This is a genomic window from Pedobacter sp. UYP24, assembly GCF_054057295.1.
Map to the genome: position 1 here is coordinate 123,104 of NZ_JBSRZD010000003.1, position 19,765 is coordinate 142,868.

Sequence of the window (19,765 nt, forward strand, 5' to 3'; positions counted from 1 at the left end):
TTGTAGCCCCGTTTATACGCTTGTCTTTCTAAAAAATTACTCCGTCATTTAACCAACCTACCTTAGTTTGGCAAGCACTTTAGAAAGCTTCGGGCACTGTTCCTAATAAGTAGCTATATAGTCTTGAAAGAATAAAGATAAAATATTGATTTCCCTCGGGTTTTGTTCGGGTTTCCTTCGCGTTTTGTTCGGGTTATAAACGATTCCAATCGACTGAAACCCGTTTCAAACCTGTACATAATAAGTATAAAACTCGTATAAGATCTAGACTTTTATAGGAGATTATCTTGATTTTTACCAGACTTACCTAGAACACATCCCAATTGAAACCCTAACTGTTACCCTTAGAAACCCGAAAAAGAGATTTCAATTGCCTTCAGCCATTTTATAATATTATGGAGAATGTGTTGTGCGATTAAGAAGTAGAGCACATATTTAAGCTGATTAATAGGCAATCATCTTTAGAATTCTTAACCCTGCTGTATAGATACTAACTCATTACAACTATCAAAGTTCTTGTAAATCACTGCAACACAAATAAGAAATTTAAGCCAAAAAGGCTTTTCATGAAGAAAGGGTTAATGAACAAGAAAAGAATCTTGAGCCATCCAATGTTATCTTTTTTAGTAAATTTGTGAATGGAATCACTTAAAAAGGAGCAGATCTTACAAGAACTAACGGCTAGAAGCAGTGCGCTTTCAGCTTTTGGCGTAGAGCAGATTGGACTCTTTGGATCATTTGTTCGTGATGAAGCATCTTCAAATAGTGATATTGATCTGCTAGTTGATATTAAAAAAGAGTTTAAGACTTTCCGGAATTTTTTGGCCTTGAATTATTATTTAGAAGACATTTTTAAGCGCAAAGTAGAACTAATTACAAAACAATCCTTAAGCCCATATATAGGTCCTCATATTTTAAATACGGTAGAATATGCAGTTATCGCAGGTTGATTTCCTAAGCTTGTAATCATCCATTTTCTTCTGGCGCTTACAAATTTCCATGTCATTCTCAAAAATTCCAGTCAACGCGGCGAAAGAATACCAGCTAAACTTTTGGCATCTAAAAACTGAAAATACCTTGCTTTGGCGACAAATTTTTCATTCAATACCACATATACAGGCAGTGAGAACGGTTTGTTCTTTCTACTGGCCATTAATAGTGCTATTTCATGAATGGGATTAACTCTTCTAGCTCTTTTGTTTACATATGTTTGTTCTCCAAAGGATATCGTGTCTTTGCTTTCCACATTCATTTTTACAGCGTAATAGTCCTGATTGAGCACATTTATAATTTTCTCATCCAGAAATGTTGTTCGGTCCATTTCTTTACAGTAAGTACACCAGTCTGCATAAAAATCAATAAACACTGGCTTTGGTTTTACTTTTAATGCGTCATCAAGTTGTGAAAAACTTATCCAGTTAACCTTAACTGAAGATTGAGAAAACAGATTTCCACAGTTAAAAAGCAGCCCTGCAAGCAACAAAAAGCTTATCCTGGTTAACGATTTCATACCCTCACTGTGTTTATATTGATTTCAGCTTTAACCCGATGAAGATTGTCCTTGGCATATTTGGACCGTAAATAAAATTACTGTCTCTGTTTTTACCGGTATCAAAGTTGTTTTGGTAAGCATTAAAGATATTTTTCATTCCAGTAAACACTTCAATCCCCGTCTTAACTTTTTCAAAATTGAATACGTGACCTACCCGCAATCCTAAATCCATAAATGACTGCGACTTGAAATACGCATCAATGTTCTGACCCGTTCCCTCTCCTGCAAAATGCGCGAGCAGCATTTTGCCCGTGTAAACAGCATTGGCGCTTACGTTCCAATTCTTGGTTGGGGTATAGGTTAGTGTGGCGTAGCCATAGTCTTTAGGCGACCGCAAAAATTCTTTTTTTGCTTCCAATCCTTCAATATTTTCTACAGGGCTAGCATATTGACTGGACTGAACTGTAAAACCGGCATCCAATTGTACTACATAATCAAAATTTGCACGTGTTTCCAGCGTGATCCCTTTAACTGTAGCACTTTTTCCATTTCTTTTTTCAAAGATTTTACCAAACTTATCCTCACCTAAAGGGAACTGAAAAAATGCGTCTTTAAGTGTAGTATAGAAGCCCTCCAAAGTAAAACCAGCAATGAAGTGTTCGGTTGCCCTGTCATAATTTACAGAACCGGTAAAACTATTGGAACGTTCTTCCTTCAGGTTTTTAGCAAGTGATATCCTGGAAACACCACCTCCTGCAAATGCAATATGCAAGTCGGTATCAAAGGCCTGTGGCGCCCTAAACCCTGTACCCCAACCTAATCTGAATTGTGTACGGTCCTTTAGTTTATACAAAAGCGAAAGTCTGGGACTAAAAATTGCATGATCAACCAGGTTATGCTTATCTATCCTGAAACCTGCAAGAAAATTCAGATTAGGAATAACATCCCAATCATTCTGAACAAAAGCACCAAGGTTTTTGGTGGTTTGATCTATCTCATAGTGGTAAGCCTCTATTTCATCAAACACCGAATCATAAACATATTCTACTCCTGAAGTTAAAGTAGCCTTACCACCCAGAAACTTATCAAATCTGTTATTGAATTGAATGCCCCCCTGATGCGTCACTACATCTGAAGTTCCATAAGGAGGCAATTCAAAAAAGGTTTTTCTTTCTAATGAGTCATCTGGAATAGTACCTGTATAATGCTTTCTATCTGTTTTTTGACCTCCATAATAAATACTCAAAGAATTTTTATCGTCATCAAAACTGATGGAATAATCAAAACTTCCCATTAAAATATTATGCATCCTTTCTTCAGATTGTTGCGCCAGGTATGCTGGTTTTTTAACATTTTCACCTCCAAAGCGATACTCGTAAATACTACTAAGGCTCAATTCCAATTTCTGATGATCAGCTGGCTTAAAGAAAAAATTAGCCCCAAAGGTATTGTCTTTCAATTGAGGAAGTTCTGAAAAATTGTCTCCATTGGCATCATAGTGTGCCCTGTTTCTATTATTAACGAACAAACTCACTCCCGCATTTCTATTTTCGTTGATTAAAGAAAGATTTCCTGAAATCAAATTATCTGATGTTTGTCCGCCAACATACTGATAGGTATTGGTCACTTCATAACTGTTTGCGATAGGGATCTTCGTAATTACATTCACCGTTCCGCCGATAGCGCTGGAGCCATAAAGTGCAGAAACACCACCTCTTACCACTTCTATTCGATCAATCATATTGGAAGGAATCTGTTCCATACCATAAAGCCCCATTAGCGGACTGAATATTTGACGGCTATTGATTAAGATTTGAGAATAACCGCCTTGGAGCCCATTAATTCTCAGTTGAGTGTAGTTGCAAGTCTGGCAATCTGTTTCTACGCGCAATCCTGGTTGGTATTTCAATCCTTCAGAGAGATTAGCGGCTACCACCTGATCCAATGTTTTACTATTGATCAAATTGACAATAACCGGAGAATTTACTCTTCTTTTGGGGGTTCTTGTTCCAGTGACGACAATCTGATCCAAGGCAGAACTGTTATCAGTTAGTTCAAAGTCTAACCTTCGCGTTTCTCCTTCTTTCAAAGAAATCGTTTTCTCCAATTTTGTATTCCCGATGGCACTCACTGTCACTTTGTAAGTTCCAGCAGGTATTTTGGAAATGGTATAAAAACCAAGACTATCGGTAGCTGCGCCAAGTTTAGTGGAACCAATGCTGACTGTGGCAAAGGGCAAAGTCTGTCCGCCTGTAGTTACTTTACCTTTTAATGCGGCATTTTGCGCCTGTGATTTGAAACATAACAGCGTTATGGCAATAACTATAAATATATACTTCATCTAAATTATAAATTTATGTAAACATACATTTATAATTCAATACATATAACTATAATTGTTAGTCTTATCTAACTTTTATAAAATAGTTAATGTGATCGTGCTTAAATTCTAAATTACTATGCAGAAGCTAACTGAAGAGAAGTGGAAAGAACCAGACATTATTCGCTATGATAAAATAAATGGGGTCAATTGCATTTGATAATTCACTGGCTATTTCAATAGATTGTAAATAGATGTTAATTCCCATCAGCATAAGAAACTTCAATACCAATAACAATATCTGGCGAAGTATACTGGTGTTACTGAATTTTGTCCTTCGGTATATTATGAAGAACCTGCAAACCTTTTGCTTTTAAATAATCCGAAACCATAGCACGATGGAATCTCCGCCAAACTGCTTTAGTTATAATTTATAAAGAATAAAAAAAGTCCTGAGTAATAATTTATATAATTATCCTCAGGACTTTAAAGTGTTTTAAAAGCGACGGTGCTGTTGTATATTATATATAACAGGTTAAGCTAGCTTAACTTTTACTGCATTCAATCCTTTCTTGCCTTCTTGAACTTCATAAACTACTTGATCGTTTTCACGAATCTCATCGATTAGACCTGACACGTGAACAAAAATCTCACTTCCATTGTCCTCTTTAATAAACCCAAATCCTTTTTCAGAGTTAAAAAATTTTACTGTACCGTTTTTCATAATAATTTTTAGTGTTTGCTATTAATTTCTAAAAATATCAAAAATTACCAAATTACCAAATACCCGAAATGATTCTTTGTATTCTGACATCATTTTATAGCTAAACAAAATTAAAGCCAGATTGTTAAAATAATATGAATCAATAATTTTATACCATAATCTTATGAGCAATACATTAGGCCATACTGCCGAGCGGGTTATTAATAACATCAAAAAGGTTAGACATTTTAAAAATTATTCTCAGGATTATATTGCTGCCAAGCTCAACATATCTCAAAATGCCTACAGTAAAATAGAATTAGGGCATAGCAAAATAACTTTGGAAAGGTTTTTTCAGATTGCAAATATTTTAGATGTGGATGAAGCTCAATTAATTAGTCTTGATCCGATGAGTTTAAAAAAATAGACCTGTTTTTAAATAAGTTTAAAACATTAAGTTTCTGGTATTGTTCATTAAACACATACCCCCAGAAAAACATGAGCAACTTATTAAAGACAAAAATTGTAGATGAGCTAAAGGATTTAAGCTTTAGTGCTACGGGAAAAGAAAATATTGACCAAGGTGAGCGTGCACTATCTGTAGTTGCAGGATCCTATTTATTGTATAAAGGATTAAAGAACATTATTGACCATCCACTTCTTGCGTTACAAGGCGCAGCGGCTGGCGGATACCTGCTTTATCGGGGAGCAACCGGAGTTTGTCCGATTTACCAGAAGTTAGGAAAAGACACTACAGATCCTCAAGCAATTAATATTACGGAAGACATTGTGGTGGCTGCACCAAGAGACAAAGTATATGCTTTTTGGAGGGAACTTTCAAATCTCCCAAAATTCATGAAGCACCTAAAAAGTGTTTACGAAATTAGTGGTACAGAATCTCACTGGGTAGCCAATACACCTGGTAACTTTATGGAGATAGATTGGAATGCAGAGATTACAAGGGAGGATGAAGGTAGCTATCTTGGATGGCAATCGAATGAAGATTCGATGATAGAAAATGCAGGCAAGATTGAGTTTAAAGATACGCTAAACGGAATAGGGACTGAAATACACATTGAAATTGACTATTTTCCACCAGCTGGAAGTGTAGGAAGAGGAATCGTTTCTCTTTTTAATGGCGTATTTGAAAAGATGATCCGTGAGGACATTAACGGCTTCAAAGCCTATGCAGAAGCCGCTGATTTTATGGCATACGCCGGGTTGACAGACTACAAAGAATAATATGATGTGGTCTGGGTATTTGTTTTATTAAATATACCAGACCACATTTAAAATATTTTAGGTGGACTCTTTACCGCTAACTATGCAGTAGCCAGCTTGGCTATATTTCTGTATGGAAAAGAAGTAAAGATATGCCTGCGGGCAAATCTTCCTGGAGAATCGGCATTTACCAATTTAACATAGATCTGCTTTGGAACACCAAAGTATTCGTAGGCACTTCCATCCAGGAAATGTACAGTAAGCACTAAGCCTGCCCAGTTATAGTCTGCAATACCGCAAGCTCCGGTAGTTTGATCATATTCCTCTTTAGACAAAGCCAGAGTTTCTGGTGCAATGCTAACCAAAAAGTGATATGCTTCTATAATCTCTTTGCTCTTTGTTTCGGCCTCAACTTTTGCATCTTCACTATCCTGAAACTTATCAGGGTGCCAATCTTTCATTAAATTCCTGTAAATGGTCTTTAGTTCTTTTAGTTCGGCATCCTTTTGTACACCCAGTAACTTCCTGTAATCTATTATCTTCTTCATAAAATTTGCGCAAAGATACAGCAAATTTTAATTGGATCGCATTAATTTTCAATTAATTACGCAAGTTAGCTGGAAACTAGACAACTGGTACTTGGAACACTTGTACAGACGATAGTAATGGACAGGCATTGGAAGCAAGTATGTTTATCCTAACTTTTGAAGTAACTACCTCTGGAAAAGCAATAATCCTCTTATGACCAATTGTAGTTTGTTTATCCAACAGGACAAATTTCTTTCCATTCCAGTATTCTACCGAGAACGATTTTATACGCTGCCCTAAAGCAATATACTCTTGCAACACCACCCTGTTAATCTTCTTGCTAGGACTGAGATTAATGGTCACCGTGGCACTGGTAATACCATCAGCAGTTGCCCAATAACTATTGCTTTTTCCATCTGTTAAGTTTGTCGCTGCGTAATTTTTACCCCTACTATTTGTTGCCGTTACGCTTTTACCTTTCGCTAAGTCTAATTGATAGGCCTTGTCTAAGTAGTTCCTAAATTCCATCAATCGTACAGAATCTGCAGGATGAATTAACCCTTCCCTATCTACCGGAACATTTAACAGCATATTTGCATTGCGACCAACTGATGTTTCGTAAATGGATACCAATTGTTTCAGTGTCTTAACTTTATCATTAGTTGTTGCACTGTAGAACCACCCTGGCCTTATAGATACATCTACTTCTGCAGGTAACCAGTGAGTTCCATTTTCATTGCCTTCATTTAGTGATTTAGTAGGGGGCGCCTCTGCTCCTACGCCAAACCCTTCGGTATTTAAGGTAGACCAATTGGTTTCTCCAACTATGCCGTTTTCATTGCCCATCCAGCGCGTACCAGGACCAATATCACTGAAGATGATGGCTTGAGGATTATGCTTATAAACAATACTGTTAAATAGCTTAAAGTCGTACTCTTGCTTTTTCTCATTTTCTCCTTTAGCACCATCAAACCATTGTTCAAATATAGGTCCGTAGTTTGAGTGCACTTCTGTAAGCATGTTGGCAAATACCTCGTTATACTCCGGTGTTCCATACTTTGGATGATTTCTGTCCCATGGAGATAGATATACACCAAACTTCACCCCGTATTCTTTACAGGCTGCAGATAGCTCTTTAAGCACATCTCCCTTACCGTTTTTCCATGCACTCTCCCGAACAGTATGGGTACTGTATTTACTGGGAAATAAACAAAATCCATCATGGTGCTTTGCCGTAATAATTATACCCTTCATGCCTGCAGCTTTTGCAATGCGTACCCATTGTCTGGCATCGAGTTTGGTTGGGTTGAAAACTTTAGGATCTTCATCGCCATGACCCCACTCTTTATCTGTAAAAGTATTAGGACCAAAATGTATAAACATATAGGTTTCCAAATCTTGCCAATTAAGCTGGTATTTGGTAGGCAATGCTCCATAAGGTGCTGGCGCTTTTTGAGCATAGGTCATACTAAAAAGCATGATCAATAAGGTGGTCAAGCAAAATCTGTTGTTCATTGCATTTATTTTGGTCCTCCAATTTACTAAATCGATACAATTAAACAGAATGATAAAACTAATAAGCAGCAAAACTGTTAAAAATGTACTGATAACCATTTGATAAATACCAAAATGAAACTACAGCATCTTCTTTTGCAAAGCAGAATAGGCAAAGCCAGCAACGATAAGCATCCTTATCAAAATTTAGGTAAGTCTGAGCGACTGATCTCCGTATTTTTTGGCGGCTTGCTACTTGGCAGGTACATCACAAGACCTTTTAAAACACCTTTTTTGTATGGAGCGTATTTAACTTATAGAGGTGCTACAGGAAAATGTTTGTTTTATGAACAATTAGGCATTGATGCAAGTACTTCTAAAGCCATTAACATACGTGGAGAATTTGAAGTAGATAAGTCTGCAGCAGAGCTTTATGCTTATTGGAGAAACCTGGAAAACTTACCAGGAAGCTTAAAACACTTGGCTAATGTAAAAGTGATAGACGGGCAGATTTCCCAATGGAAATCAAATTTACCAGGCAAATTATTTAATCTCCATTGGGAAGCAGAGATTGTAAAAGATGAGCCTGGCCGGCTGATTGGCTGGAGTTCTTTACCTGGTTCATTTCTTAAACATGTTGGTCGTGTTACTTTCGAAGAGAAAGCAGACGGTACAGGTACCATTATGAAAGTCGTTTTCTCTTACCACCCACCGGCTGGGGGGCTAGGTATGACAATAGCAAAGCTAGTAAATCCCTACCTTGAAGCGCTTTTGGATAAAGAAATGAGTACTTTTAGGTTTAAACGTTAACCGATATTTGCTGCTACTGCCCCAACAATTGCAAACAAAATGGCCAAAGCATAAATACCTAAAACAACGATCAGCAAAATGCCCCAGAATTTGAAGAAGGATTTCAAATTACTCATGGCATTATTTAAACTTTCCTGATCTCCATATAAAACACCCTGCTTTGCTGCATTGCTAAATTTAAACAGCACAAAACTAGGATAGAAATACAAAGCGGCAGTCAGCAATAGAATTATGGTCAGCACTCCCGGACCTAATGCGTTATAAGGATTATTTTTCGGGCCTACTGCAGTGTTCATTGCCGTCATAAGTGCACCTACACTAAATGAAATCAATACCATCATAGTAGAAAATACAAATCCTATTATAGATAGGAACTTAGTCCATTTTGAAGATTGGTAGATATAGCTTCTGATGTCCTCAGAAACTACAAGCTTCTGAGAGTCGTGATCGGGTAATATTAGTTCGTCTTGTTCCATAGTAAAAGCAAATCTTAAACGGCTTTGCCTGGATAAACATAAAGATTATTTTTAAAAATTTGATACCTTTGCGGGCAAATCAAGAAAAATAATAATCATACATGGCATTACAATGTGGTATAGTTGGTTTACCAAATGTTGGTAAATCCACCTTATTTAACTGTTTATCTAACGCAAAAGCTCAGGCCGCAAACTTTCCTTTTTGTACTATAGAACCAAATATAGGCGTAATTACGGTACCTGACGACAGATTAACCAAACTTGAAGAACTGGTAAAACCGAACCGGGTTGTTCCAAATACTATTGAGATTGTGGACATTGCCGGTCTTGTTAAAGGCGCCTCTAAAGGTGAAGGCCTGGGTAATCAATTTTTAGGTAACATTAGGGCAACGAATGCCATTATACATGTTTTAAGGTGCTTTGATGATGGAAATGTAATACACGTAGATGGTTCTGTAGATCCGATAAGAGATAAAGAGATTATTGATATTGAATTGCAGTTAAAAGACCTGGATACCGTTTCTAAACGCATTCAAAAGGTAGAGAAAATGGCGAAAACTGACAAGGAAGCCAAAAGGACATTCGACATCTTAAGCGTGATTAAAATACATCTGGAAAGCGGCAATTCTGCTCGCTCTGCATCCGTATCTGCTGAAGATTTTGAATTTATCCAGGATCTTGGTTTATTGACCCAAAAGCCGGTAATGTATGTTTGCAATGTAGATGAAGCATCTGTAGTGACAGGTAATGCTTATGTAGATAAAGTTAGAGAAGCGGTTAAAGATGAATTTGCAGAGGTATTGGTAATTTCTGCAAAGATCGAGTCTGAGATTGCTGAAATGGAGAGCTATGAAGACCGTCAGGAGTTTCTTGCTGACCTGGGTTTAACGGAATCAGGTGTAAACAAACTGATTCGCGCAGCGTATCGTTTGCTGGATTTGTTTACTTATTTCACTGCAGGTGTACAGGAGGTTAGGGCTTGGACAATTACTAAAGGATTTACTGCACCACAGGCTGCAGGTGTGATCCATACTGATTTTGAGAAAGGCTTTATCCGTGCTGAGGTGATTAAATACAATGATTTTGTAACACTTGGATCTGAAGTAGCTTGTAAAGACGCGGGTAAATTGGGTGTTGAAGGAAAGACTTACATTGTGGAAGATGGCGACATTATGCACTTCCGCTTTAACGTTTAAGCCTTAAAAATAAAGGATTACTCTTCGAAGACTGCATTATTCGCTGAAAAAGCGAAGAACGCTGAGGTCTTCTCTGAGAACGCGTTATTTTTTTTGCGTAAATCCGGGGCGCTCAAATCTAAAGCAATACGCCTTTTAAAAATAACATTGCCATAGAGAAATAGATAATCAATCCGGTTACATCAACCAGGGTTGCTACAAAAGGTGTTGAAGAAACTGCAGGGTCAGCCCCCAGTTTCTTTAACAACAATGGCAGCATGGAACCCATTAGCGTACCCCAAAGTACTACACCAATCAACGAACAACCCACAACGAGACCAATAAGAACCGGTTCTTGTAAGCTCCCAGTGATAAACTGCCAGGTTAGTATTACAGAAAAGCTAAGGATGCAAAGTGTGCTTCCCAGGAATATTCCTGAAAAGATTTCTCTCCGCATTACCCGCCACCAGTCTTTTATGGTTATTTCTCCCAATGCCATAGCCTGGATAATTAATGTTGCAGCCTGAGAGCCGCTATTTCCACCGCTTGAAATGATCAAGGGTACAAAGGTAGCCAGAAGCACTACTTTCCTAATCTGATCTTCAAAACTAGACATTGCAAAGATGGTAAGCAATTCTCCAAAAAAGAGTACGATTAGCCAAACCACCCGCTTTTTATAAAGTTCAAATACAGGAACGTCAAGGTAAGGTTCATCCAGTGCCTGGGTACCACCTATCTTGTGGATGTCTTCTGTATATTCCTCATTTGCAATCCATAAAATATCATCTACCGTTACAATTCCCAGAAGTACATTATTTGCATCTACAACCGGAAGGGCAACGCGGTTATTCATTCTAAAAACATTGATAGCTTCTTCCTGATGGTCGGTAACCTTTAATGCAATAAGTCTATGATCAGTTAATACTCCTATTTTAGCTTCTGGATCTGCAAGTAATATTTCTCTGATTCTTATATCATCCAGCAATACACCATTCTTGTCAATGACATAAATAACATCGATAGTCTCCGAGTTTTTGCCATAGCGCCTGATATGGTCCAAAACACGACTAACCGTCCAATTTTTCTTTACGGCCACATAATCTGGAGTCATTAATCTTCCCACGCTATCTTCTTCATAACCAAGTAGCGAAAGTGCCTTTACGCGGTCTTTTGCAGGAAGCATGATGATCAGTTTAGTCACAGCATCACCTTTCAATTCACTAAATAACGAAGTACGATCATCAGGAGGTAATAGGTTAATCAGCTCTGCTAGTTTGGCGCCTGGTAGCTTTTTAAGGATCTTTTCCTGAGTTGGAAAATCAAGGATACGAAATACGTTTACGGCCCTTTTAAGCGACAAAGTATCTATAAATTTTACTGCATGTTTTGGAAGCTCGTCAATCAGATGCTCAACTTCTGAAATATTCAGGTCATCTAAATAACTTTTTAGCTTTAAGTCATCTCCAAGTCTCAGCAGATCTTCGATTTCTTCTACAACAATTTCTTCCATAAGCAATATAATTAACCTATCTATTATTGGGCCAGCAGTTGCAAAAATGCCTTTTTAATTTTAAAAACTGGTATATTTCATGTGATGGATAAATCAACACGCAAATGTTTCTGATTAGCCCATCAAAGTAAATGAATGAAAATAACTCATTTCGTTATACCGATTAGTTTCCTATTTTTGCATTCTGAATTCAGTCTTCGTAGTTCAATGGATAGAATGTCAGATTCCGGTTCTGATGATGGGGGTTCGAATCCCTTCGAGGACACTCAATTTATTTTGCAATCTTTCAAAGTAAGTCAAATCAAATGCCTTCTGTTAATTGAAGGCATTTTTTTGTCCTTTAATTTATTTATTTTTAGATTTCAAAACTAAAGCAACATCATGCGTTCCCAAAAAAAACTTTTACTAGCGGGCTTAATTGTAGTTTCTACCTTACTCCCAAAAAATACAGCACTTTTACAGTTTTCTTTTTAAAGATTACTTTGTTTAACTAAATTCGCGCAATTGAGGAACTCTAAAAACCCGAATGACTATTTAATCAATGAGAAAAGTATTATTATCCCTACTATTAATAGCATCAGCCATTGGCTGTAAAAAAGAAAATCAGAATGCTCAAATATCAATCATCGGTACCAGCTGGGAAAACTCCTCATTTCCCAATGGAGGGTCCGTAGTTTTGAATGAGCGATTAGAATTTGTTTCGGCTACTGAAGTTGTTTTTTACAACACTTTTACTTCAGACAGGCTGATGACTGCACAAGGTAGATCCAAATTGAGCTTTACAATAGATGACACAAATTATGCCTCGCCTAAAATTCATGTCATGGGTAAGCTTAATTCTGTTTCTGGCAATGTTGGACAAGGTGCTGTAGCAGATCTTACATTAACTTACACTAGAGGAGTTGGTAGTGCAGACCCAACACTTAGTGATGGCGATGGTAAAATATACAAGAAAGTAGTGTATAAATAAACAGATCAATTTTAACTAACAGTGTAGCCTCAATTTTACAGAAAAAAAACTGCTATGACAGGTATCTTTGCACAATATTTATTACAACATGTTTAAAAAAATCACTCTTTCGGTTGCTCTTTTTTTAATGTCTATTGCATTATTCGCACAAGACACATCAACTAAATCTGCAGCTGACGCGAAGTCTCAACAAAGACGTGGGCCAAGACCTTATTCTTTAACATTTGTAAATAATTCTGACTTTGTATTGGACACTGTTGCCAAAGCGGAATTTAAGACCGTTTTTGATAAGGTTTACCCTGCCTTCGCACAAGCTGATGGTTACCGTACCAAACGTGAAGTGAGCATGGAAATCTCCGATAAATTTAACGGAACCTTGAGTGCCAAAGCAGGAGAAATTGTGGTTAATAGTGAATGGTTAAAAACTCATCGCAGCAGCTTTGAAAAAGCTTTAATGTACCAGTTTTCCCGTAATTGGGTATCTGCTGATACGATTAAGAAGCACGGATACCAATTGGTATTCATTAGCAAAGCACCAGATTTTGACCCAAATACTAAACAAAATTTGATAAACACCTATTTTAAGGTATACCCTAAATTAGTTAAAAAATTCAACAAGAAAACTACTAAGGAAGTTCTTTTCGTTGTAGATACCGCATATAAAGGGGTGGCGGAAGCAAGTGGAAACAGAATCCTCTTTAGTGCTACCTACATGAAATCACATCCAACAGACATAGATATTGTTACTCACGAGGGAATGCACCTGGTACAGGGATATGGCTATAGTGCTGGACCTGTATGGCTTACTGAGGGAATAGCAGATTACATACGCTATAAGTATGGAGTAGACAATATTGGCTCTAAATGGGCACTACCGGAGTTTAATGAGAGGCAGAACTACCAAAATAGCTATCGCATTACAGCCCGCTTTTTCGAGTGGATGGAGCAGCATGTAAAGAAGGACTTGATTATGACCATTGATAAAGAGTTACGCGACCATACCTATACTGAGAAATCATGGGTAAATCTTACCGGTAAAACGGTAGATGAACTCTGGAGTGATTACTCCAAAGCTCCATCTGTTAAACTTAAATATAGTGGCAAGTCACGTTAAAGTGCTTGTGGCTGAAGTACTGAATAGTATTTTAAACCAATAATATCATTTGGCAGTGGCTTGTTGTTCCATGATTTGTGAATAGCGAGTGCTGCTCCCAATGCAGTAGCCTGGGCCATGTGTGCCGCAAACACCTCTACTTCAGGAAATACCTTTGCTAGCAGGTTCATAAATATCAAGTTCTTACTGAATCCCCCGTCAACAAAGATCCTTTTTACGGTTGTACCCTTTAATACCAGTTGAGTAGAATCATGTTGGGCCCTTACCAGATCTGCAATTAGCTGATGGTAAGCAGAAATATCCGACTTGAATAGTGAAAGGTCGCGGTTGGCAAAAGAATCTTCTTTTATTGTTGTATCAATCAGCTTCGGATCGTAGTTCACATTTCGATAGGCAATAACATCCGTACCGTAATGTGCTGCTATTCGCTTTACCTGTTGCTCATGTTCATAACCAGCAAATAGCCTTGATGCCTTTACCGGCTTACCTTGGTATTGAAGGTAACAAAGGCAGTCCTGCTTCAGTTCTCCTGCCGTTAACGAAGATGAATTAAAAGGGTTCAAACTAATGCACCAAGTCCCTGTACTCAATAGAATAAATGGCTCAGTAAAGCTAACCAGATAAGGAATGAGCGCAGCGGAGCTATCGTGAAAACCCGGACCAACAGCATAGTTATTACCAGGAAAAGCAGCAGGCATCACATGATCTGCCGACACAATAGGCGCCAACTTTTCCAGTATACCTTCTTTTTCTACCCATTCGTGGTATTGGTTTTTAGTAAAATCCCAAAGATTGGTATGGCAGCCGATACTGGTTAAGTCTGAAAACGCTTCACCAGAGATCAGGTAGCTTAAATATTGCGGTAAATGAAGTGCATACTTGATCTGGGCAAATAGTTCTGGGTTTTCGTACTTTAAACGGTACAACTGCATGCCTGAATTTAAACTACCAAGTACTGGAGAAGCTGTTCTATTGCTAAACTCCTCTTCTCCACCATAATCGTTATAGAATTTGGCTTTTAACTCTTCAGGATATTCCTTAAGGTAATTGTATAAGGGGGCAAGTGGCTTACCATTTTCATCAATATAAATAAAACTGGCACCATAGGTAGCAAAATTGATCGATTTTACTTCAAACTGCGGATCTTTAAAAACTTCGCGGAGAGAATCAAATACAGACAGCCTTAGGCTCTCCAGGTTTTCACATGGGTCGCCGTCTTCGTCTACCGTTTCCGTAAAGCGTGCCGTTCTTTCGAAAACGATCTTATAATTCTCGTCGAACAGAAAAAGCTTTTTATTGGTTTTACCCACATCAAAAACTGCCACCACAGGCATTGCCTTTACTTTTACACTCATTCTTTACAGTCCGGTTGCTACGGTTTTGGCACCGCGGTTCTTGATCAGTTCTTCCCTAACCTTCAGTGTTCTGTACACTTCAAGCGGATTCAATGCTGCGCCTGCTTGTAAACGTGCTTCTGCTACAAGCGGACGTACATCTGTTCTGTAGGCCTGCTGTAGGATTTCCTGGCAACGTACTACATCATTTATAGTCTGGGCTTCTTGCAATGCTTTGCGATCTACCGATAATGCCTGAGCATAGGCGATCATGATAGCTTCTACTGATTGTAACAAATCTTCTAAAGGATCTTTTACATTGTGAGAAGCATCGATCATCCAGCCCAAATCTTCCCGGTGGTTCATTCCTCTTGCATCCATACCCTCAACCAATTCGTTAAAGATCAGGAATAACTGGTATGGCTTCATGCTACCTGCCGTCAAATCATCATCTCCATATTTAGAGTCGTTAAAATGGAAACCACCAAGCTTTTGTTCCATTAACAATAGGGAAACAATTTGCTCAATATTGGCGTTTGGTAAATGGTGCCCTAAATCTACCAGTGTATAGGCTTTAGGCCCTAGCTTGTTTGCGTATAATAGCGATTGCCCCCAATCACCCACTGTAGTAGAATAAAAATTCGGCTCATATGCTTTGTATTCTACAAATACCTTCCAATCGTCTGGCAATGCGGCATAGATCACTTTCAAGCTGTCCAGCGTATTTTGGAATGCCTTTCTAAAGTTCAGTTGTCCGGGGAAGCATGAACCATCGGCAAGCCATACGGTTAAGGCTTTAGAGCCTAGTTCTATACCCTGACGGATCACTTCGATGTTGTGGTCTATTGCCTGCTGGCGAACTGATTTGTCTACATGCTGCAGGGAACCAAACTTATAACTTTTCTCTTGATTAGCCTGATCTTGGAAAGTATTAGAATTCATAGCATCAAAACGTAAACCGTGTTGAGCAGCAAGTGCCTTAACTGCGGATGGATTAGTTGCTGTATCCCATGGAATGTGTAGTGAAATAGCTCCACTGGAAGCATTTAGCTTATGTAGCAATCCAATATCTTCAATCTTTTCCTCTATGTTCCTGGGCTCACCACCGGATGAAAAACGCCCAAAGCGAGTACCGCCAGTACCAAGTGCCCAGCTGGGAATAGCAATTTGAAAATCAATAAGTTTGTTTATAATTGCTGGAGATCCCTCGATTTCACCGCTTATAAATTCCAACTTACGCTGGTGGCCGGTCAACAAACTCTCGTTATGTGATTCTATTTGATAGTTTTCTAATTTCATGATGCAAAAATTAACGTACAAAGGCAGTGGCAATACCACCGTCTACATTTAAAACATTTCCTGTTGATTTGTTTAGTAAGCCCCCTGTTACCGCAAAACAGGCATTTGCAATATCTTCAGGCAAGATCACCTCATTGAGTAAAGTACGTTTGGCATAAAAACCAGGAAGTTCTGCTACAGTAATACCGTAAGCTTTTGCCCTACCCTCTGCCCAGGCACCTGCCCAGATTTTACTATCTGATATAACGGCATCCGGGTTCACTACGTTTACCTTTATTTTATCGGCACCGAGCTCAGCTGCATTCAATCTGCTCAAATGTAGCTGTGCTGCCTTGGCCGATCCGTAACCTGCGTTATTTGGTCCGGAAACTAATGCATTTTTACTTACTATGTTAATAACATCACCTCCGATGTCCTGCTTGCGCATTATTTCCACACCTTGTTGGGTAACAAAGAATTGTCCTTTTACCAGCACATCATATAAAATATCCCAATCTTTTTCAGTGTGTTCTTCAATAGGTTTAGAGATGGACAAGCCTGCGCAATTTACTACAATGTCCACTCCACCAAAAGCGAGAGCAGCGGTACTATAAGCTTCTTTAATTTGATCTGCACTGGTCACATCAAGCAAGGCAGTAGTATAACTGTCTTTATTGTAAGCACTCCCAAACCAGGCATCTGCTTCAGAAAGGCGACCGGCATCATTATCATTAACCACAACTACAGCTCCTTCATCAATAAATTTCTTTGCTATTGCTTTTCCAATACCTCCGGCACTTCCTGTAACCAATGCAATTTTACCAGATAACGCTTTAGGTTTTGGCATGCGTTGTAACTTCGCTTCTTCCAACAACCAGTATTCTATATTAAATGCTTCCTGGCGTGGCAGTGAGGTATAAGAAGAAATGGCTTCCGCACCCTTCATTACATTGATTGCGTTGATATAGAACTCTGCCGCTACTCTTGCTGTTTGCTTATCTTTTGAGAAAGAGAACATTCCTACCCCAGGATAAAGGATGATAACTGGGTTGGTATCACGAATAGATGGACTGTTTGCATGTTTGCATGTTTCATAATACTCAGTATACATCGCTCTGTAAGCTTCAAACTCAGGAAGTAGTTTTTCCTTAAGTGCTTTTAGATCGGTTAGGTCTTCAGATGGATCAAGTTTTAAAACCAGGGGACTGATTTTAGTTCTCAAGAAGTGATCAGGACAGCTGGTTCCAAGCGGTGCTAAAGTAGCTAAATCGTTAGAATTGATAAATTCGAGTACGCGTGCATCATCGGTAAAATGCCCAATCATGTGGTTTTTACTGGAACATAAACCCCTTAAAACCGGTGCTAAAACAGCTGCTTGCTTTTTCCTGTCAGCTTCTGCTAAACTTGAGATTATTTGTCCGCCAAACACAGGCCCTTTTGTGCCGTAGTTTTCTTCCAGATATTGCGCGCAACGTTCTACAACTTCCAAAGTATTGATGTAGCTTTCATAGGCCGTATTTCCCCAGGTAAACAGCCCATGAGAACCCAACATAATACCTTTAATACCTGGATTCTCGTCAAGACAAGCTCTTAGTTGTAAACCCAGGTCAAATCCTGGCTTTTGCCATTCTACCCATCCTATTTCACCATTAAATAACTTAGCCGTTATTTCTTTGCCATCTTTTGCAGCGGCGATTGCTATAGCAGCATCGGGATGCAAATGGTCGATGTGATTGAATGGTAAAAAGCCATGTAAAGCAGTATCGATAGAAGGTGCTTTTGAAGCAAGATCGTAAATACAATGGTTAAACAATTCTACCATTTCATCTTCGTAGGCAAGACCGCGATAAATATTTTTTAGGCTCTCTAAACGATCTACATATAAAGCTGCTAAGCCACTTTTCGTCAACGTACCAATGTCACCACCAGATCCCTTAACCCACATCACCCTGGTATCTGCGCCAGTAAGTGGATGCTTGGTTGTGGCCTTGCAGGAAGTGTTTCCGCCACCATAGTTGGTTAAGCGCAAGTCTGCTCCCAGCAAATTGGAGCGGTAAATTAATAATGCAACCTCGTCACCTGCCAATTCAGCAGCTTTTGCATCGTCCCATAAATAGCTTACATGTTTAAAATCAGTCGTTCTAACAGTCATAAATAGAATTTAAATATTATTTTATTGAGTTACCATAGCCTACAATCAACACCGAAAGTATAATGATACAAATGCCGACTATTACTGTAATAAATGTTTTTTTCTTTACACCACTCCATTCTTTTAATGCCAGTCCCCATGCATTGGCAACCAGTATAATGAAAGCCATGTGCAGGATCCATGAACTGGCTCCATTACCCATTTTACTCTCGCCCATTCCATAGAAGAAGAATTGTAAGAACCAGGTTGTTCCCGCCAAAGCGGAAAAGATATAATTCTTTAAAAGTGGTGTGCTTTTTTTAGTGTAATCTCCAAAGGTCTTGTTCCTTGCATTTAGGATCATACACCAGATAAAATTGGTAGACAGACCGCCCCAAAGTACAACGATATAAGTTACGTTATTCTGGTAAAGAAAATTACCAGTCTCTGACGGATTTGCAGCTTTCCATATCTCATTTGCGGCATCAGCCATAGGTTTACCTGCCTCAATACCAAAGTTAAAACAGGCGCTTAATACTCCTGATATAATGCCTACAAATAGTCCCAATCCAAATTTATATTCAGTTTTGATTTCTAGTCCGTGAGGATCTGTAATGTCAGACTTAATCTCCTTTTCCTTCATCATACCTGCTTTTCCGCAGATGATGATACCAAGCACGCAAACTGCAAGGCCAAGCATAACCATCCGGCCCCAGTCGGTAGTTAAAAACACGCTAAAAGGATCTTTACCTTCTTGGGGAAAGAACTCAAAATAGATAGATGGAAGGATGGATCCGATAACCATGCACAGACCCAAAATAATACTACTACCTAGAGAAACACCCAAATAGCGGACCCCCAAGCCATATGTTAGACCACCGATACCCCATAGCACCCCAAAGAAATAGGTAAGCATTAAAATGCTGCCACTGGTATGGGCTATGATATCGCTAAAATTTGGAATGGTTAAGTATGCAGCAATCGGCGGAACCAATAGCCAGGAGAATATACCCCCAACTATCCAATAGCTTTCCCAGGCCCAGCCCTTAACTTTTTTATAGGGAACGTAAAAACTACCAGAGGCAAAACCCCCTATAAAATGAAAAATTACTCCGAAGATGACCTGCATACGTTTATTTTATAATTTGGTTAGAAATATATGGTTACTAATTTATACTTATAGTTTTGCTAAACTGTCCTGTACTATCA

General features: G+C 38.6%; 18 protein-coding genes and 1 tRNA gene. 8 read left to right on the forward strand and 11 right to left on the reverse strand.

Translation table 11 applies throughout. The features are described 5' to 3' along the window. The first annotated feature begins 638 nt into the window (after window positions 1-638). Window positions 639-950, forward strand: coding sequence for a nucleotidyltransferase family protein (locus ACVWYN_RS08825; protein ID WP_457288483.1), 312 nt, complete (start codon window positions 639-641; stop codon window positions 948-950). 71 nt (window positions 951-1,021) lie between these two features. On the opposite strand, the gene ACVWYN_RS08830 is transcribed toward ACVWYN_RS08825, so the two are convergent. From ACVWYN_RS08830 to ACVWYN_RS08840, 3 genes are all read right to left on the reverse strand, one after another. Continuing rightward, entirely contained in the window at window positions 1,022-1,510 is a 489-nt protein-coding gene (locus ACVWYN_RS08830) for a thioredoxin family protein (protein ID WP_457288484.1), read from the reverse strand. Between the two features lie 13 nt (window positions 1,511-1,523). Then, window positions 1,524-3,833: a TonB-dependent receptor gene (locus ACVWYN_RS08835; protein ID WP_457288485.1), complete on the reverse strand. Its 2,310-nt coding sequence runs from the start codon at window positions 3,831-3,833 to the stop codon at window positions 1,524-1,526. A 514-nt stretch (window positions 3,834-4,347) separates the two neighbouring features. Next, window positions 4,348-4,536 carry a cold-shock protein gene (locus ACVWYN_RS08840; protein ID WP_457288486.1) on the reverse strand — a complete coding sequence of 63 codons (189 nt, stop codon included), beginning with the start codon at window positions 4,534-4,536 and terminating at the stop codon, window positions 4,348-4,350. Between the two features lie 163 nt (window positions 4,537-4,699). Here ACVWYN_RS08840 and ACVWYN_RS08845 point away from each other — a divergent pair, with 163 nt between their 5' ends. Further along, window positions 4,700-4,942, forward strand: coding sequence for a helix-turn-helix domain-containing protein (locus ACVWYN_RS08845; RefSeq protein ID WP_457288487.1), 243 nt, complete (start codon window positions 4,700-4,702; stop codon window positions 4,940-4,942). Window positions 4,943-5,013: 71 nt separating this feature from the next. Beyond that, window positions 5,014-5,757 carry a YgaP-like transmembrane domain gene (locus ACVWYN_RS08850; RefSeq protein ID WP_457288488.1) on the forward strand — a complete coding sequence of 248 codons (744 nt, stop codon included), beginning with the start codon at window positions 5,014-5,016 and terminating at the stop codon, window positions 5,755-5,757. 80 nt (window positions 5,758-5,837) lie between these two features. Here ACVWYN_RS08850 and ACVWYN_RS08855 read toward each other — a convergent pair whose 3' ends face one another. Next, window positions 5,838-6,284: a KTSC domain-containing protein gene (locus ACVWYN_RS08855; RefSeq protein WP_457288489.1), complete on the reverse strand. Its 447-nt coding sequence runs from the start codon at window positions 6,282-6,284 to the stop codon at window positions 5,838-5,840. 76 nt (window positions 6,285-6,360) lie between these two features. Then, window positions 6,361-7,779: an alpha-L-fucosidase gene (locus ACVWYN_RS08860; protein ID WP_457288490.1), complete on the reverse strand. Its 1,419-nt coding sequence runs from the start codon at window positions 7,777-7,779 to the stop codon at window positions 6,361-6,363. Window positions 7,780-7,893: 114 nt separating this feature from the next. Here ACVWYN_RS08860 and ACVWYN_RS08865 point away from each other — a divergent pair, with 114 nt between their 5' ends. Then, window positions 7,894-8,568 carry an SRPBCC family protein gene (locus tag ACVWYN_RS08865; protein WP_457288491.1) on the forward strand — a complete coding sequence of 225 codons (675 nt, stop codon included), beginning with the start codon at window positions 7,894-7,896 and terminating at the stop codon, window positions 8,566-8,568. On the opposite strand, the gene ACVWYN_RS08870 is transcribed toward ACVWYN_RS08865, so the two are convergent. Further along, complete coding sequence (locus ACVWYN_RS08870; protein WP_457288492.1) at window positions 8,565-9,044, reverse strand: DUF5362 family protein; 480 nt, start codon at window positions 9,042-9,044, stop codon at window positions 8,565-8,567. The two genes, ACVWYN_RS08865 and ACVWYN_RS08870, sit on opposite strands and share 4 nt — an antisense overlap. A gap of 101 nt (window positions 9,045-9,145) precedes the next feature. Between ACVWYN_RS08870 and ychF the strand changes: the two genes are divergently transcribed. After that, window positions 9,146-10,240, forward strand: coding sequence for a redox-regulated ATPase YchF (gene ychF / locus ACVWYN_RS08875; RefSeq protein WP_457288493.1), 1,095 nt, complete (start codon window positions 9,146-9,148; stop codon window positions 10,238-10,240). Between the two features lie 118 nt (window positions 10,241-10,358). Here ychF and mgtE read toward each other — a convergent pair whose 3' ends face one another. Further along, window positions 10,359-11,729, reverse strand: a complete 1,371-nt coding sequence (gene mgtE / locus ACVWYN_RS08880) for a magnesium transporter (RefSeq protein ID WP_457288494.1) — start codon at window positions 11,727-11,729, stop codon at window positions 10,359-10,361. A 193-nt stretch (window positions 11,730-11,922) separates the two neighbouring features. Between mgtE and ACVWYN_RS08885 the strand changes: the two genes are divergently transcribed. From ACVWYN_RS08885 to ACVWYN_RS08895, 3 genes are all read left to right on the forward strand, one after another. Beyond that, a tRNA-Arg gene (locus ACVWYN_RS08885) sits at window positions 11,923-11,994 on the forward strand. Window positions 11,995-12,270: 276 nt separating this feature from the next. Then, entirely contained in the window at window positions 12,271-12,699 is a 429-nt protein-coding gene (locus ACVWYN_RS08890; protein WP_457288495.1) for a hypothetical protein, read from the forward strand. Window positions 12,700-12,787: 88 nt separating this feature from the next. Then, window positions 12,788-13,813: a basic secretory protein-like protein gene (locus ACVWYN_RS08895; RefSeq protein WP_457288496.1), complete on the forward strand. Its 1,026-nt coding sequence runs from the start codon at window positions 12,788-12,790 to the stop codon at window positions 13,811-13,813. Here ACVWYN_RS08895 and ACVWYN_RS08900 read toward each other — a convergent pair. From ACVWYN_RS08900 to rhaT, 4 genes are read right to left on the reverse strand one after another with little or no spacing between them, the layout of a single operon-like run. After that, complete coding sequence (locus ACVWYN_RS08900) at window positions 13,810-15,168, reverse strand: FGGY-family carbohydrate kinase (protein WP_457288497.1); 1,359 nt, start codon at window positions 15,166-15,168, stop codon at window positions 13,810-13,812. The genes ACVWYN_RS08895 and ACVWYN_RS08900 overlap by 4 nt on opposite strands. Before the next feature lie 3 nt (window positions 15,169-15,171). Then, the gene (locus ACVWYN_RS08905) at window positions 15,172-16,446 is read right to left on the reverse strand and encodes a sugar isomerase (protein WP_457288498.1); all 1,275 of its coding nucleotides are present in this window, start codon (window positions 16,444-16,446) and stop codon (window positions 15,172-15,174) included. 10 nt (window positions 16,447-16,456) lie between these two features. Then, window positions 16,457-18,577 (reverse strand): bifunctional aldolase/short-chain dehydrogenase, encoded by a 2,121-nt coding sequence (locus tag ACVWYN_RS08910; protein ID WP_457288499.1) that lies wholly within the window; start codon window positions 18,575-18,577, stop codon window positions 16,457-16,459. Window positions 18,578-18,593: 16 nt separating this feature from the next. Continuing rightward, window positions 18,594-19,685, reverse strand: coding sequence for an L-rhamnose/proton symporter RhaT (gene rhaT, locus ACVWYN_RS08915; RefSeq protein WP_457288500.1), 1,092 nt, complete (start codon window positions 19,683-19,685; stop codon window positions 18,594-18,596). Window positions 19,686-19,765 lie beyond the last annotated feature (80 nt).

Excerpts from the sequence above, each read along its gene's own strand:
- ACVWYN_RS08825 (WP_457288483.1), top strand. The coding sequence starts at position 639 with ATGGAATCACTTAAAAAGGAGCAGATCTTACAAGAACTAACGGCTAGA.
- ACVWYN_RS08830 (WP_457288484.1), bottom strand. The coding sequence starts at position 1,510 with ATGAAATCGTTAACCAGGATAAGCTTTTTGTTGCTTGCAGGGCTGCTT.
- ACVWYN_RS08835 (WP_457288485.1), bottom strand. The coding sequence starts at position 3,833 with ATGAAGTATATATTTATAGTTATTGCCATAACGCTGTTATGTTTCAAA.
- ACVWYN_RS08840 (WP_457288486.1), bottom strand. The coding sequence starts at position 4,536 with ATGAAAAACGGTACAGTAAAATTTTTTAACTCTGAAAAAGGATTTGGG.
- ACVWYN_RS08845 (WP_457288487.1), top strand. The coding sequence starts at position 4,700 with ATGAGCAATACATTAGGCCATACTGCCGAGCGGGTTATTAATAACATC.
- ACVWYN_RS08850 (WP_457288488.1), top strand. The coding sequence starts at position 5,014 with ATGAGCAACTTATTAAAGACAAAAATTGTAGATGAGCTAAAGGATTTA.
- ACVWYN_RS08855 (WP_457288489.1), bottom strand. The coding sequence starts at position 6,284 with ATGAAGAAGATAATAGATTACAGGAAGTTACTGGGTGTACAAAAGGAT.
- ACVWYN_RS08860 (WP_457288490.1), bottom strand. The coding sequence starts at position 7,779 with ATGAACAACAGATTTTGCTTGACCACCTTATTGATCATGCTTTTTAGT.
- ACVWYN_RS08865 (WP_457288491.1), top strand. The coding sequence starts at position 7,894 with ATGAAACTACAGCATCTTCTTTTGCAAAGCAGAATAGGCAAAGCCAGC.
- ACVWYN_RS08870 (WP_457288492.1), bottom strand. The coding sequence starts at position 9,044 with ATGGAACAAGACGAACTAATATTACCCGATCACGACTCTCAGAAGCTT.
- ychF (WP_457288493.1), top strand. The coding sequence starts at position 9,146 with ATGGCATTACAATGTGGTATAGTTGGTTTACCAAATGTTGGTAAATCC.
- mgtE (WP_457288494.1), bottom strand. The coding sequence starts at position 11,729 with ATGGAAGAAATTGTTGTAGAAGAAATCGAAGATCTGCTGAGACTTGGA.
- ACVWYN_RS08890 (WP_457288495.1), top strand. The coding sequence starts at position 12,271 with ATGAGAAAAGTATTATTATCCCTACTATTAATAGCATCAGCCATTGGC.
- ACVWYN_RS08895 (WP_457288496.1), top strand. The coding sequence starts at position 12,788 with ATGTTTAAAAAAATCACTCTTTCGGTTGCTCTTTTTTTAATGTCTATT.
- ACVWYN_RS08900 (WP_457288497.1), bottom strand. The coding sequence starts at position 15,168 with ATGAGTGTAAAAGTAAAGGCAATGCCTGTGGTGGCAGTTTTTGATGTG.
- ACVWYN_RS08905 (WP_457288498.1), bottom strand. The coding sequence starts at position 16,446 with ATGAAATTAGAAAACTATCAAATAGAATCACATAACGAGAGTTTGTTG.
- ACVWYN_RS08910 (WP_457288499.1), bottom strand. The coding sequence starts at position 18,577 with ATGACTGTTAGAACGACTGATTTTAAACATGTAAGCTATTTATGGGAC.
- rhaT (WP_457288500.1), bottom strand. The coding sequence starts at position 19,685 with ATGCAGGTCATCTTCGGAGTAATTTTTCATTTTATAGGGGGTTTTGCC.